The organism is Pseudomonas sp. CFBP 13719, from assembly GCF_014842095.1.
In the GTDB taxonomy this organism is placed as follows: Bacteria; Pseudomonadota; Gammaproteobacteria; order Pseudomonadales; family Pseudomonadaceae; genus Aquipseudomonas.
In genome coordinates this window covers 850,033-863,455 of record NZ_JACYVB010000001.1, presented here as the reverse complement: position 1 = coordinate 863,455, position 13,423 = coordinate 850,033, and the positions used below count along the sequence as shown (strand labels likewise).

General features: G+C 63.2%; 13 protein-coding genes and 1 other RNA gene. 9 read left to right on the top strand and 5 right to left on the bottom strand.

The window, feature by feature from the left end:
• Nucleotides 1-27 precede the first annotated feature (27 nt).
• The 5 genes from IFT57_RS04065 to IFT57_RS04045 all read right to left on the bottom strand — a co-directional run bounded on the left by IFT57_RS04065 (nucleotide 28) and on the right by IFT57_RS04045 (nucleotide 4,222).
• Complete coding sequence (locus tag IFT57_RS04065) at nucleotides 28-576, bottom strand: fimbrial protein (protein ID WP_122795977.1); 549 nt, start codon at nucleotides 574-576, stop codon at nucleotides 28-30.
• Nucleotides 577-768: 192 nt separating this feature from the next.
• A complete protein-coding gene (locus IFT57_RS04060) occupies nucleotides 769-1,347 on the bottom strand; it encodes a BON domain-containing protein (protein WP_122479478.1) in 579 nt (192 codons plus the stop codon).
• Complete coding sequence (locus IFT57_RS04055; RefSeq protein WP_192150622.1) at nucleotides 1,344-1,937, bottom strand: phosphoheptose isomerase; 594 nt, start codon at nucleotides 1,935-1,937, stop codon at nucleotides 1,344-1,346. The genes IFT57_RS04060 and IFT57_RS04055 overlap by 4 nt, the downstream gene beginning before the upstream one ends.
• 120 nt (nucleotides 1,938-2,057) lie before the next feature.
• On the bottom strand, nucleotides 2,058-2,429 hold the full coding sequence (locus IFT57_RS04050; RefSeq protein ID WP_192150620.1) for a YraN family protein: 372 nt from the start codon (nucleotides 2,427-2,429) through the stop codon (nucleotides 2,058-2,060).
• On the bottom strand, nucleotides 2,429-4,222 hold the full coding sequence (locus IFT57_RS04045) for a penicillin-binding protein activator (RefSeq protein ID WP_192150618.1): 1,794 nt from the start codon (nucleotides 4,220-4,222) through the stop codon (nucleotides 2,429-2,431). The genes IFT57_RS04050 and IFT57_RS04045 overlap by 1 nt, the downstream gene beginning before the upstream one ends.
• Before the next feature lie 164 nt (nucleotides 4,223-4,386).
• Here IFT57_RS04045 and rsmI point away from each other — a divergent pair, with 164 nt between their 5' ends.
• From rsmI to mraY, 9 genes are all read left to right on the top strand, one after another.
• On the top strand, nucleotides 4,387-5,289 hold the full coding sequence (gene rsmI / locus IFT57_RS04040) for a 16S rRNA (cytidine(1402)-2'-O)-methyltransferase (protein WP_122795974.1): 903 nt from the start codon (nucleotides 4,387-4,389) through the stop codon (nucleotides 5,287-5,289).
• A 76-nt stretch (nucleotides 5,290-5,365) separates the two neighbouring features.
• An RNA gene (rnpB, locus tag IFT57_RS04035) (RNase P RNA component class A) lies at nucleotides 5,366-5,741 on the top strand.
• A gap of 339 nt (nucleotides 5,742-6,080) precedes the next feature.
• Nucleotides 6,081-6,536 carry a division/cell wall cluster transcriptional repressor MraZ gene (gene mraZ, locus IFT57_RS04030; protein ID WP_192150615.1) on the top strand — a complete coding sequence of 152 codons (456 nt, stop codon included), beginning with the start codon at nucleotides 6,081-6,083 and terminating at the stop codon, nucleotides 6,534-6,536.
• Entirely contained in the window at nucleotides 6,533-7,480 is a 948-nt protein-coding gene (gene rsmH, locus IFT57_RS04025; protein ID WP_446731179.1) for a 16S rRNA (cytosine(1402)-N(4))-methyltransferase RsmH, read from the top strand. The genes mraZ and rsmH overlap by 4 nt, the downstream gene beginning before the upstream one ends.
• Nucleotides 7,477-7,770: a cell division protein FtsL gene (ftsL, locus tag IFT57_RS04020; RefSeq protein WP_122479472.1), complete on the top strand. Its 294-nt coding sequence runs from the start codon at nucleotides 7,477-7,479 to the stop codon at nucleotides 7,768-7,770. Before rsmH ends, ftsL begins: the two co-directional genes overlap by 4 nt.
• Nucleotides 7,770-9,515, top strand: a complete 1,746-nt coding sequence (locus tag IFT57_RS04015) for a peptidoglycan D,D-transpeptidase FtsI family protein (RefSeq protein ID WP_192150891.1) — start codon at nucleotides 7,770-7,772, stop codon at nucleotides 9,513-9,515. Before ftsL ends, IFT57_RS04015 begins: the two co-directional genes overlap by 1 nt.
• Nucleotides 9,515-10,978: a UDP-N-acetylmuramoyl-L-alanyl-D-glutamate--2,6-diaminopimelate ligase gene (locus tag IFT57_RS04010; protein WP_192150613.1), complete on the top strand. Its 1,464-nt coding sequence runs from the start codon at nucleotides 9,515-9,517 to the stop codon at nucleotides 10,976-10,978. Before IFT57_RS04015 ends, IFT57_RS04010 begins: the two co-directional genes overlap by 1 nt.
• The gene (locus IFT57_RS04005; RefSeq protein ID WP_192150611.1) at nucleotides 10,971-12,338 is read left to right on the top strand and encodes a UDP-N-acetylmuramoyl-tripeptide--D-alanyl-D-alanine ligase; all 1,368 of its coding nucleotides are present in this window, start codon (nucleotides 10,971-10,973) and stop codon (nucleotides 12,336-12,338) included. Before IFT57_RS04010 ends, IFT57_RS04005 begins: the two co-directional genes overlap by 8 nt.
• Nucleotides 12,338-13,420 carry a phospho-N-acetylmuramoyl-pentapeptide-transferase gene (gene mraY / locus IFT57_RS04000; RefSeq protein ID WP_122713418.1) on the top strand — a complete coding sequence of 361 codons (1,083 nt, stop codon included), beginning with the start codon at nucleotides 12,338-12,340 and terminating at the stop codon, nucleotides 13,418-13,420. The genes IFT57_RS04005 and mraY overlap by 1 nt, the downstream gene beginning before the upstream one ends.
• Nucleotides 13,421-13,423 lie beyond the last annotated feature (3 nt).

Below are 13,423 nucleotides of genomic sequence, written 5' to 3'. Positions count from 1 at the left end.
AGGCAGGGCCTCGCGCGCAGGGGCAGGTCAGTGGATGTCTACGGTGAAGGCAGCTTTGCCGTTCGCCGGGCCGGCCGTAGCGCCACCCAGCGAGATGTAGTTGGCCGTGAACTCGAGCGGTTGCTTGGGGTTCAGATACTCGGCGGACGCCTGGCTCAGTGGTACTTCAGCGCCCGTGGCATCACGAATCTGAATGGCAACATTGGTGGCGTAGCCGGTCACGCTGCGGTCGATACCCAGCCACTGCGCGCTGGTGCCGGCAGAGCCACTCAGGCCCAGGAAGGTGACCGACGCGGCCTTGCCGGTGAGATCGCACTGGGAGTCGCTGTCATCGATGCGCAGCGAGAAGCGCCCGCCACCGGCTACCGCACCGGCGTTGCTCAGCGCGCTGGTGGGTACGCTCCCCAGATAGGCAACGCCCGGTGCGCCGCCGGAGGTGTCGCCGACTTCGATGACGCAGGTGCTGGTCTTGATCTCGCCACGGAAGTTGATTTCTCCGTCGGCGGCCATGGCGCTGCTGGCCAGCGTGGCCAGGCCGAGTGCGCCGATGAAGGGAATGAGACGAGCGGTTTTCATTGGATTTCCTTTTTGCAATGTGGAGTGTCATCTATCCGTTTGAATGCATGGGTTGAATGACCATGCCTTCGATAGGGAGTCGATTTTCCGCACCCGGCGCAGTCGCGCCTATAGGAAATTTCCTTCGGAAAAATGAAAACGCGGGCAAAAAAAACGGCCCATTCCTGGGCCGCCTTTTGCTGCTCGGGAAGGTCAGTCGATGTACTCGAACAGCTTCACGATCTTCTGCACGCCGGAGACACCCTGCACCAGGTTGGTGGCGCGGGTGGCCTCGGCCTGGGTCAGCAGGCCCAGCAGGTAGACGATGCCGTTCTCGGTCACGACTTTGATGCGCGAGCCGGGGATGGCGCTGTCGGCCAGCATCTGGGTCTTGATCTTGGTGGTCAGCCAGGCGTCGTTGTTGCGTGCCAGCAACGAGGAGGGCGCCAGCACCTGGATCTCGTTGTGGACCTTCTTGACGCGCTGCACTTCGCTGGCGGCCTGCTCGGCCAGGGCCTTGAGGTCGGCACGCGGCGTCTGCCCGGCGAGCAGGACCACACCGTTGTAGCTGGTCACGACCACATGGGAATTCTTGTCCAGATCGATGTTGGCCTTGGCAATGTTCACCGATACCTTGGTTTCGATCAGCGAATCGTCGATCTTGCTGCCCAGGGTCCGGGTGCCGCGGTCATCGTCGATCGGGTTGTCTCGCGTGGCGGTCAGGACCGAGCTGCAGCCGGTGACGCTCAAGGCCAGGCTCAGGGCCACTAGGGCAAGGCGGTTACGCTTCATTCTTCACTCCCGAACAGTTGGCTGTCGATCAAGTCGCAGAGGCAGTGGATCGCCAGCAGGTGAACTTCCTGGATGCGTGCCGTGACATTGGCAGGCACGCGGATCTCGACGTCTTCGGGCAACAGCAGCGAGGCCATGCCGCCCCCGTCGCGGCCGGTCAGGGCCACCACGACCATGTCGCGGTCGTGGGCGGCCTGGATGGCCTGGATGATGTTGGCCGAGTTGCCGCTGGTGGAAATGGCCAGCAAGACGTCGCCCGGCTGGCCCAGCGCGCGGATCTGCTTGGAGAATACCTCGTTGAAGCTGTAGTCGTTGGCGATCGAGGTAATCGTCGAGCTGTCGGTGGTCAGCGCGATGGCAGGCAGGCTGGGGCGTTCGCGTTCGAAGCGGTTGAGCAGCTCGGACGAGAAGTGCTGGGCATCGCCAGCGGAGCCACCGTTGCCGCAAGCAAGCATCTTGCCATCGCTGAGCAAGGCACCCACCATGACCTGGCTGGCTTGTTCGATGTACGGTGCAAGGACTTCCATCGCCTGTTGTTTGGTATCGATACTGGCCTGGAAAAGCTGGCGAATTCGGGATTGCATGTCCATCAAGGTGACCTTAAGTAGGGCGGCTGGTCGGGCAAGACCGCAACGCGGCGGCGGTTCCCGGCACAAGAATGTGCAGCCCGCAAAGCAAAGAGCAAAAACCGGTGGCAAGGGTGTCGTATGTCAGCTGTCGAAGGCATTGCGGATCCAGTTCAGGCGCGTGGCCCGAGTGCCGGTGCCTTCCAGGGCAACCACGTCGAAACGGCATGGATGCTGGGCCCAGCGCGCTTCCTTGATGAGGAAAAACTGTGCGGCCAGCACCAGCTTTTCGCGCTTGCGGGCATCGATGCTGGCCAATGCTCCGCCCCATTGTGCGTGCAGGCGATAGCGGACTTCGACGAATACTACTGTATCGCCATCTAGCATGACCAGATCAAGCTCGCCCCGTTTGCACAGCCAGTTCTGCGCCAGCAGCGTCAAGCCCTGTGCACACAAGTGCTCCAGGGCCTGCTGCTCGGCATCGCGACCCGCCTGCTGGCGGGGACTGAGCGACATTACGGCGTGGTGTTGGGCAGGCGCTGGACCTGGCCACCGACGAACTGCGCCCACGGCAGTTGGCGTTCGATGCGTTGACTGGCGCTCATGCCGAGGTTGCCGGACAGCCCTTCGATGCGGCTATCAGGCAGGGCCTTGAGCTGACCCAGCCGCGCCGCCAGCGTGTAGGCATCGACACCCATGGCGTACAGCCGACCCATGCTGCCATTGGCCTGCGGCCACTGCCGCGTGACTTGCTGGCGCAATGGATTGCTGGTGTCGAGCAGCCAGGGCGTCTCGCAGAAGCGGATGCCGGTCATGTCGTTGTACTGGGCCTGGTCGCCACTGGCGCTGAACACGTGCGAGGTGGCGTAGACAGGCAGGTCGCCGGCGTACTGGAAGTTCAGGGTCGGCTTGATCTGCTGGGCCTGCTGCGGTGTAGCGGCGAGGAAGATGAAATCGATGTCCTGACGACGCGAGGCCTGCGCCTCGGTGCTGCTCTGCAGGCCGCTGCCGGCGTTGCGCACCTTGAGCATGTCGGCAATCTGTTGGGCCAGTTGTACCGGCTGGTCGACGCGTTCGGCAGCAACCAGCGTACCGCCGTTGGCTTCCCAGTCCTGACGGAAGGCATTGAGCACACGGTCGCCCCACTCACCCTTGGGGATCATTGCCGCAGCGCTGTGCAAGCCGTCGGCACGAGCACGGCGGGATACTTCGCGCGCTTCGTCTTCGGCGGCCAGGCCGAATTGGAACAACTGGGGTGGGCCGAGCTGGTTGTTGTCGCTGTAGTTCAACGCCAGGGTTGGCAGGGGCAATTGGGTGCGTGCCGCCAGTTGCTTGACCAGAGGTTTCTCCAGCGGGCCGATCACCAGTTGCACACCTTGCGCCTGCGCCTGGCGGTAGAAGTCGTCGAGCGAGCTCAGGCGCGAGCTGTCGATCACGTCGATCACCGGCGGCTTTTGCCCGGCTTGCTGGGCTTGGTAGTACGCCGCCATGAAGCCTTCGCGCAAGGCGCGGGCCACGCCTGCCAACTGGCCTTCCTGAGGCAGCAGCAGGGCGATCCGGGTCAGCGGCTGGCTGGCCAGGGCCTTGAGTTTGACCAAGGGGGTCGGCAGTTGTCTGGCGGCGGGATGAGCCGCGTGCTGGGCCACCCAGGTATCGATGGCGGCCTGCTGTTGTTCCAGGGTGCCGGCCGATTTGACGGCCAGGGCCAGGCTCAGCCAGCCGGCGAAGTCATCGGTGCCCTGATTTTGCAGCTGCTCGACAGGCAGTGAACCCACCAGTGCCCAGATGGCCTCGTGATTCTGGCCGGCGACCTCGCCACTGAGCAGAGGGGCGACGAACACCCGCTCGCGCGCCGCAGCCAGGATCTGTCCGTCGGCTTCCAGGGCACGGGCGCGAACCAGATGCGCGCGTACCTGCTGATCTGCAGACAGCTCGCCCAAGCGCTGCATGCTCGGATGATCGAGGGCGGCAAGCGCGGCCTTGGCATCGTTGCGGGTCAGTGCGAGTTCTGCGCCCAGGGTGCTGGCCAATATCTGCAGGCCCGGCTTGAGCAGTTCGATTCGGACTTGCTGGAGTATCTGCGTCGCGCGGGCTGGATCGCCCTGGCGAGCAGCCTGATCTGCCGCGCTCAAGCGCAAGGCCGCCGCTTCTTCCGGCGACTTGCTGGCAGTGGCGCGTTCGAGCAACTGCTCGACGGTGGCGTCCGGCGTGCGCGGCAGCTCACCGAGATTGGATGAAGGCGAACTGGCGCACGCAGCCAGCAAGGCGGCGAGGCATAGGGCAGATAGAAGCCGCAGGCAGGCTGTCATGGATATCTTCCTGATTTACTCGATCAATAGACGGGCAAGTGTACCCAAGCATCGGCCGGGGTGCGACGAGGATGGCAAGCCTGCCCTTATATAGGACAAGCAAATGTTTCCCGTCGGCCGTGCCGGATCGCTGGGCGAGCACTGGCTGGCCTGGAGCCTGTACAATGCGGGTTTGGCCGAACGACAAGGTGTGTGCTGTGACTGCTTCGAGCGCTTCTAATTCCACCCCAGGCACACTTTATGTAGTGGCTACGCCGATCGGCAATCTGGACGACATGAGCGCGCGCGCGTTGAAGATCCTGGGCGAAGTAGCGTTGATCGCGGCCGAGGATACGCGCCATTCGGTGCGCCTGATGCAGCACTTCGGGCTGAATACGCCACTGGCCGCCTGCCACGAGCACAACGAGCGGGACGAGGGCAGTCGTTTCATCCAGCGGCTGCTGGCAGGCGACGACATTGCGCTGATTTCCGATGCGGGCACACCGCTGATTTCCGACCCCGGCTATCACCTCGTGCGTCAGGCGCGTGCGGCGGGCGTGCAGGTAGTGCCGGTCCCCGGTCCCTGCGCCTTGATCGCGGCGCTGTCGGCCGCTGGTCTGCCGTCGGACCGTTTCATCTTCGAAGGTTTCCTGCCCGCCAAGACCGCCGGTCGCTGTGCGCGTCTGGAGCAGGTCAGGGAAGAGCCGCGCACCTTGATCTTCTATGAAGCGCCGCACCGCATACTCGAATGCCTGCAGGACATGGAGAAGGTCTTCGGCGGCGAGCGCTCCGCACTGCTGGCGCGCGAATTGACGAAAACCTTTGAAACCCTCAAAGGCCTGCCGCTGTCCGAGTTGCGTGCGTTCGTGGAAGCCGACAGCAACCAGCAGCGCGGTGAGTGTGTGGTACTGGTAGCGGGATGGACTGCGCCGGTCAGTGATGAAGCCGTCAGCACCGAAGTGATGCGCGTTCTGGACCTGCTGCTGGCAGAAATGCCGCTCAAGCGCGCTGCGGCGGTGGCGGCCGAGATCACCGGCGTGCGCAAGAATCTGCTCTATCAGGTGGCCCTGGAAAAGCAGAAGGCCTGAGCTTGATTCGGCTCTAGGTCGATCGGTGCGATAAAAGCTTGTCCTGGCCGATGCATGTCGTTAACCTGCGCGCCGGAGAGTCGATCGGACAGTCGCTGCCTGTTTTTGTTCCGCAACCCAGGTTGCTGGGCAGAGCGGGGGGAGGAAAGTCCGGGCTCCATAGGGCAGAGTGCCAGGTAATGCCTGGGAGGCGCGAGCCTACGGAAAGTGCCACAGAAAATAACCGCCTAAGCGCGCAAGCGCCGGTAAGGGTGAAAAGGTGCGGTAAGAGCGCACCGCACGTCTGGCAACAGTTCGTGGCTAGGTAAACCCCACTCGGAGCAAGACCAAATAGGGTTCCATATGGCGCGGCCCGCGTTGGAACCGGGTAGGTTGCTAGAGGTGTCCAGCGATGGCCATCGTAGAGGAATGACTGTCCTCGACAAAACCCGGCTTACAGATCGACTCTCCACCTTTTTCCTTCGCGTCCCTTCGCTGTCCATTGCGCTGTTTCGCAGAAAAAAACGGCTACCAAACCCCCTTTGGTAATGTCGAAAAAATCTTAGTCTTGAGACTCTACTTTAAGTTCAAGACGCAGATGCTTGAACTCAAACGGCTTTGTTTCTCCCTGACGTGTCTCAAATACCGTCTTCCCTTCATTTTGCGTTCTAAATCTCCGATCTATAAGGCTTTTCCCTACAGACGCGCCTTGACGGTGTGGTGGGGGGGTTCCTATAGTGTGCGCGAGTGGCGGGAAGTGGCGAAAAGTGGGTTTTTCGAGTGTAAAAGTCTGAGTTCAGGGGAAGCGCGACGTGTTTCGTGGAGCAAATCCGATCAACCTCGATGCCAAGGGACGGCTCGCAATGCCGAGTCGGTATCGTGACGAGTTGGATTTCAAATGCTCCGGTCAGCTGATCATCACGGTCGACACCATCGACCCCTGCCTGTGCGTCTACCCAATGGATGAGTGGGAACTCATCGAGGCCAAGCTTCGCGCCTTGCCATCTTTGGTGGAAAGCAACCGGCGCCTGCAGCGTTTGCTGATCGGCAATGCCGTCGACCTCGAGCTCGACGGCAGCGGACGTTTTCTGGTGCCCCCGCGACTGCGCGAGTACGCCCGGCTGGACAAGCACGCGATGCTTGTCGGCCAGCTGAACAAGTTTCAACTGTGGGACGAGGGTGCGTGGAACGCCGTAAGTGCGGCTGACCTTGCAGCTATACAACAACCGGGCGCCATGCCTGAAGAATTGCGTGATTTGATCTTGTGACTATTGATAGCGGCTTCAACCACATCACCGTGCTGCTCGACGAGGCTGTCGAGGCTCTGGCCGTGCGCGACGATGGTTGCTATCTGGACGGCACCTTCGGCCGTGGTGGCCATAGCCGCCTGATCCTGCGCCACCTGGGGGGCGATGGCCGCCTGTTGGGGTTCGACAAGGACCCTCAAGCGATTGCCACGGGGCAAGCGCTGGCGGCCGAAGACGGCCGCTTTGTCATTGTACAGCGCAGCTTTGCCGAGCTTGGCGCCGAAGTGCGCGAGCGCGGCATGCATGGCAAGGTCAGCGGCATCCTGCTCGACCTGGGTGTTTCCTCGCCGCAGCTCGACGATGCCGAGCGTGGCTTCAGCTTCCTGCATGACGGCCCGCTGGACATGCGCATGGACCCTTCGCGTGGCATGAGTGCAGCCCAGTTCATCGCAACCGCTGCAGAAGAAGAAATCGCCCGCGTCTTCAAGGAGTACGGCGAGGAGCGCTTCGCCCGGCGCATGGCGCGTGCGGTCGTGCAGCGTCGCGAAGTGCAGCCGTTCGAGCGTACCGCCGACCTGGCCGAGGTGCTCAAGGTCGCCAACCCTGCCTGGGAGAAGGGCAAGAACCCGGCCACTCGCGCCTTTCAGGGTCTGCGCATTCACGTCAACAATGAACTGGCCGACCTCGAGGCAGGCCTCGAAGCCGCGCTCGATGCGCTGGAAATCGGCGGCCGTCTGGTGGTGATCAGCTTTCATTCCCTGGAAGATCGCATCGTCAAACTGTTCATGCGCAAACTGACCAAAGGCGAAGCCGACAACCTGCCGCGCAACCTGCCGGTGCGTTTCGAAGCCTTCGTGCCCAAGGCCAAGCTGCACGGCAAGGCGCAGTTTGCCTCCGAAACCGAACTCAAGGCCAACCCGCGTTCGCGCAGCGCGGTCATGCGTGTTGCGGAGAAGCTGCGATGAGCAAGCTCCTCAACAAGCCGCTGCCCGGCGGCAGTTTCCTCATGCTGCTGCTGTTCATCGCCGTGCTGGTGTCGGCCATTGGCGTTTCCTACAGCGCACACATCAATCGTCAGTTGCTCAATACGCTGTACGGCGAGCTCAGCGACCGTGACAAGGCGCAGGCCGAGTGGGGTCGCCTGATCCTGGAGCAAAGCACCTGGACCGCGCACAGCCGTATTGAAACCCTGGCTGCCGAACAGCTGAAAATGCGCATCCCGGATGCCGCCGAAATTCGCATGGTGTCGCCATGATGAAGCTCGACGGGGCTCTGTTCCCGTGGCGGTTCCGCCTGATGGTCGGCCTGCTCTTGCTGTTGGTCGCCGGTATCGTTGCGCAGATCGTCTATCTGCAGGTCATCAACCGTGACTTCCTGATCGGTCAGGGCGATGCGCGCAGCATGCGCCACATCCCCATTCCAGCCCACCGCGGCCTGATCACCGACCGCAACGGCGAGCCGTTGGCCGTGAGTACACCGGTGACCACCCTGTGGGCCAATCCCAAGGAAATGCAGCTGTCCAAAGACAAGTGGCCCGAACTGGCGCGGGCGCTTGGGCAGGAGCCCAAGGCTCTGGCCGCGCGTCTCGAGGCACAGGCGAGCAAGGAATTCATCTACCTGGTGCGTGGCCTTACGCCTGAACAAGGCGCCTCGGTGCTCGACCTGAAAACCCCGGGCGTCTATGGCATCGAGGAATTCCGCCGGTTCTATCCGGCCGGCGATGTCACCGCGCACATGGTCGGTTTTACCGACCTCGACGATCACGGCCGTGAAGGCGTCGAGCTGGCCTATGACGAGTGGCTCGCCGGCGTGCCCGGCAAGCGTCAGGTCATCAAGGACCGGCGCGGTCGGCTGATCAAGGACGTGCAGGTGACCAAGAATGCCAAGGCCGGAAAGACCTTGGCATTGTCCATTGACCTGCGCCTGCAATACCTGGCCAGCCGCGAGCTGCGCAACGCCATCAACGAGAACGAAGCCAAGGCCGGCAGCATGGTCATCATGGACGTGAAGACCGGCGAAGTGCTGGCCATGGTCAACCAGCCCACCTACAACCCCAACAACCGCCGCACCATGTTGCCGGCGGCCATGCGCAACCGGGCGATCATCGACGTGTTCGAGCCGGGCTCGACCATGAAGCCGATCTCGATGAGTGCTGCGCTGGAAACCGGCCGCTGGAAACCCACCGACAAGGTGGACGTCTATCCCGGTACCTTGCAGATCGGCCGTTACACCATCAAGGACGTGACCAAGACCGAAGGCCCGGTGCTCGACCTGACCGGCATCCTGATCAACTCCAGTAACGTGGGCATGAGCAAGGTCGCCTTCGACATCGGCGGTGAAAGCATCTACCGCGTGATGTCGGCGGTCGGCCTGGGCCAGTACACCGGCCTGGGCTTCCCGGGCGAGCGCGTCGGCAACCTGCCCAACCATCGCGAATGGCGCAAGGCCGAGACCGCGACGCTGTCCTACGGCTACGGTCTGTCGGTGACGGCGCTGCAGCTGGTGCATGCCTATGCGGCGATTGCCAATAACGGCCGCATCGTGCCGCTGACCATCCTCAAGAGCGACCAGCCGCCGACTGCGGCGCAGGTCATTCCCGAGAAGGTCGCCAAGACCGTGCAGGGCATGCTGCAACAGGTCATCGAAGACACCCGCGGCGTGTACCGCGCACGGGTGCCCTCGTATCACGTGGCCGGCAAATCGGGTACTGCGCGCAAGGCCACCATCGGTTCGCGCGGGTATACCGAGAACGCCTATCGCTCGCTCTTTGCGGGCTTCGGTCCGATGAGCGATCCGCGCTATGCCATCGTGGTGGTGATCGACGAACCCAGCAAGGGCGGTTACTACGGTGGTCTGGTCAGCGCGCCGGTATTCAGCAAGGTAATGTCCGGCACGCTGCGCCTGATGAACGTGCAACCCGACAACCTGCCACCGCCCGTGCCGCTACAGCAGGTGAACGCCGCACCGGCGACCCCATTGATAAAAGGAGGGCGCGGCTGATGACCATGCCCCTGAGCAAGCTTTTTCCCGAAGCCAGCCGCGATCCGCTGATTCGCGAGTTGACCCTGGACAGCCGCAACGTTCGCCCCGGCGACCTGTTCCTGGCTGTGCCTGGAAGCAAGGTCGATGGCCGCGCGCACATCGCCGACGCCCTCAAGCTGGGTGCTGCCGCCGTGGCCTACGAAGTGGATGGCACCATTGTGCTGCCGCTCACCGATGTGCCACTGATTCCCGTGAAAGGCCTGATCGCGCAATTGTCGAGCATCGCCGGGCGTTTCTATGGCGAGCCGAGCCGTCTGGTCAACCTGGTCGGCGTGACCGGCACCAACGGCAAGACCAGCATCACCCAACTGGTCGCCCAGGCACTCGATGCGCTGGGCGAGCACTGCGGCCTGATCGGCACCCTGGGCACCGGTTTCTACGGCGCCCTGCAGAGCGGACGGCTGACCACTCCCGACCCGATCGCCGTGCAGTCCACCCTGTATGACCTGAAGAAGGGCGGTGCCCACGCCGTGGCCATGGAAGTGTCGTCGCATGCGCTCGATCAAGGCCGCGTGGCCGCGCTGGATTTCGACATCGCGGTGCTGAGCAACCTGTCTCGCGACCATCTTGACTACCACGGCAGCATGCAGGCCTATGCAGCGGCCAAGGCGCGACTGTTCGCCTGGCCGGGGCTCAAGTGCCGCGTGCTCAACCTGGACGACGAATTCGGTCGGCAGTTGGCCGAGCAGGAACACGACTCGCGCTTGATCACCTATAGCCTCGCCGACAGCGCCGCGACGCTGTTCTGCCGCGACACTCGCTTCGACGACCATGGCGTGCGTGCCACCCTGGTCACCGCACAGGGTGAATACAGCCTGAACAGCCGCCTGCTCGGCCGCTTCAACCTGAGCAACGTATTGGCGGCGGTGGGCGTGCTGATGGGCATGGCCTGTCCGCTCGACGACATTCTCAAGGTCATGCGTAACGTCGAAGGGCCGGTTGGTCGCATGCAGCGCCTGGGCGGCGGAACCAAGCCGCTGGTGGTGGTCGACTACGCCCATACGCCCGATGCTCTGGAGCAGGTTCTGCAAGCGTTGCGTCCCCATGCCGAGGGCCAGTTGCTGTGCCTGTTCGGCTGCGGCGGTGATCGCGACAGTGGCAAGCGTCCACTGATGGCCGAAGTCGCCGAGCGCCTCGCCGACCGTGTGCTGGTGACCGACGACAATCCTCGTAGCGAAGATCCACTGCGCATCTTCGACGACATTCGTGCCGGCTTCTCCAGTGCCGCCAACGCGACGTTCGTGGCTGGGCGTGGTGCGGCCATCGCTCAATTGATCAACGCGGCATCGCTCAAGGACGTCATCGTGCTGGCCGGCAAGGGCCACGAAGACTATCAAGAGATAAACGGTGAACGTCAGCCGTTCTCCGACCTGCAGCAGGCCGAACTGGCCCTGGCCGCATGGGAGGCCGTCGATGCTTGACGCCATGACCCTCAGCCAACTGGCCGACGCCTTGCAGGGCCACGTGCGCGGCGCCGATGCGCGCTTCGCAGGCGTCAGCATCGACAGCCGTGCCATCGTTGCGCGCGACCTGTTCGTCGCGCTGGCCGGTCCGCGTTTCGATGGCCATGACTATCTCGACGAGGTGGCTGCCAAGGGAGCAGTAGCCGCGTTGGTGCAACGCGAAGTTGCAGGCGCGACGCTGCCCCAGCTGGTGGTGGCCGACACGCGCCTGGCGCTCGGGCAGCTCGGTGCATTGAACCGCGCGGCGTTCACCCGTCCCGTGGCAGCCATCACCGGCTCGAGCGGCAAGACCACGGTCAAGGAAATGCTCGCCAGCATTCTGCGTACGCAAGGTGAGGTGCTGGCCACCCGTGGCAATCTGAACAATGACCTGGGCGCGCCCCTGACGCTGCTCGAGCTGGCGCCACAGCACACGGCAGCGGTGATCGAGCTGGGCGCATCGCGCCTGGGCGAAATCGCCTACACCGTGGGCCTCACGCGTCCACAGGTGGCACTCATTACCAATGCGGGCACTGCCCACGTCGGCGAATTCGGCGGCCCGGAAAAAATCGTCGAAGCCAAGGGCGAGATTCTCGAAGGGCTGGGCGAGGGCGGTACGGCCGTTCTCAATCTCGACGACAAGGCATTTCCGATCTGGCAGGCACGGGCCGGCCAGCATGCCGTGCTGACCTTCTCGCTGGACAACGCCAAGGCTGACTTTCATTCCAGCGCCCGCCACAGCGATGCGCGCGGCTGCCCGTCCTTCACCCTGCACGGGCCTGACGGCGAGGTACCAGTCCAGCTCAACCTGCTCGGTACCCATAACGTGCTCAACGCCCTGGCGGCGGCAGCGGCGGCGCATGCTCTGGGCGTGACGCTGGCCGGCATCCAGGCAGGCTTGAACGCAGTGCAGCCCGTCAAGGGCCGCACCGTGGCGCAGCTCGCCGTCAACGGTGCGCGGGTGATCGACGATACCTACAACGCCAACCCGACCTCGATGTGTGCGGCAATCGATATACTGGCCGGCTTTTGCGGGCGCACCGTTCTGGTTCTGGGCGATATCGGCGAACTGGGCGCCTGGGCCGAAGCGGGCCATCGTCAGGTCGGTGAGTACGCGGTCGGCAAGGTCGACGCGCTGTACGCGGTGGGTCCATTGATGAGCCACGCAGTCGCTGCGTTCGGTGCTCAGGGCCGACACTTTGCCAACCAGGCAGACCTGATCGCGGCGCTGGCCGCCGAGCAGGGTTCCAATACCACTATTTTGATCAAGGGATCACGCAGCGCGGCGATGGAAAACATCGTGGCGGCACTGTGCGGTCCTGGCGGGGAGAAACACTGATGCTGCTGCTGCTGGCGGAATTTCTGCAACAGTTCTACAAAGGCTTCGCGGTCTTTCAGTACCTGACCCTTCGCGGGATTCTGGGCGTACTGACCGCGCTGTCGCTGGCCCTCTGGTTGGGCCCCTGGATGATCCGCACCCTGCAGATTCGTCAGATTGGCCAAGCGGTCCGCAACGATGGCCCACAATCGCACCTGTCCAAATCCGGCACGCCGACCATGGGCGGTGCCCTGATTCTGTCGGCCATCGCCATCAGCACGCTGCTGTGGGCCGACCTGTCCAATCGCTACGTCTGGGTCGTGCTGATCGTCACCCTGCTGTTCGGCGGTATTGGCTGGGTTGACGACTACCGCAAGGTGATCGAGAAAAACTCGCGCGGCCTGCCCAGCCGCTGGAAGTACTTCTGGCAATCGGTATTCGGCCTGGGTGCCGCTGTGTTCCTGTTCATGACCGCGAACAGCCCGGTGGAAACCACCCTGATCATCCCGATGCTCAAGGACGCCAGCATTCCATTGGGTGCCGGCTTCATCGTGCTGACCTACTTTGTCATCGTCGGCTCCAGCAATGCGGTCAACCTCACCGACGGCCTCGACGGCCTGGCGATTCTGCCGACGGTGATGGTCGGCGGCGCGCTGGGGATCTTCTGCTACCTGTCGGGCAACATCAAGTTCGCCGAATACCTGTTGATTCCCTACGTGCCGGGCGCGGGCGAACTGATCGTCTTCTGCGGCGCGCTGATCGGTGCCGGGCTGGGCTTCCTGTGGTTCAACACCTATCCGGCCCAGGTCTTCATGGGTGACGTCGGCGCGCTGGCGCTGGGCGCCGCGCTGGGCACCATCGCGGTGATCGTGCGTCAGGAGATCGTCCTGTTCATCATGGGCGGCATCTTCGTCGTCGAGACGCTGTCGGTGGTGATCCAGGTTGCCTCGTTCAAGCTCACCGGTCGCCGCGTGTTCCGCATGGCACCGATCCATCACCATTTCGAACTCAAGGGCTGGCCCGAACCTCGGGTCATCGTGCGTTTCTGGATCATCACCGTGATTCTGGTGTTGATCGGCCTTGCCACCCTGAAGCTGAGGTAGAAC

Coding starts and splice junctions, on each gene's coding strand:
- IFT57_RS04065 (WP_122795977.1), bottom strand. CDS start 576: ATGAAAACCGCTCGTCTCATTCCCTTCATCGGCGCACTCGGCCTGGCC.
- IFT57_RS04060 (WP_122479478.1), bottom strand. CDS start 1,347: ATGAAGCGTAACCGCCTTGCCCTAGTGGCCCTGAGCCTGGCCTTGAGC.
- IFT57_RS04055 (WP_192150622.1), bottom strand. CDS start 1,937: ATGGACATGCAATCCCGAATTCGCCAGCTTTTCCAGGCCAGTATCGAT.
- IFT57_RS04050 (WP_192150620.1), bottom strand. CDS start 2,429: ATGTCGCTCAGTCCCCGCCAGCAGGCGGGTCGCGATGCCGAGCAGCAG.
- IFT57_RS04045 (WP_192150618.1), bottom strand. CDS start 4,222: ATGACAGCCTGCCTGCGGCTTCTATCTGCCCTATGCCTCGCCGCCTTG.
- rsmI (WP_122795974.1), top strand. CDS start 4,387: ATGCGGGTTTGGCCGAACGACAAGGTGTGTGCTGTGACTGCTTCGAGC.
- ftsL (WP_122479472.1), top strand. CDS start 7,477: ATGAGCAAGCTCCTCAACAAGCCGCTGCCCGGCGGCAGTTTCCTCATG.
- IFT57_RS04015 (WP_192150891.1), top strand. CDS start 7,770: ATGAAGCTCGACGGGGCTCTGTTCCCGTGGCGGTTCCGCCTGATGGTC.
- IFT57_RS04010 (WP_192150613.1), top strand. CDS start 9,515: ATGACCATGCCCCTGAGCAAGCTTTTTCCCGAAGCCAGCCGCGATCCG.
- IFT57_RS04005 (WP_192150611.1), top strand. CDS start 10,971: ATGCTTGACGCCATGACCCTCAGCCAACTGGCCGACGCCTTGCAGGGC.
- mraY (WP_122713418.1), top strand. CDS start 12,338: ATGCTGCTGCTGCTGGCGGAATTTCTGCAACAGTTCTACAAAGGCTTC.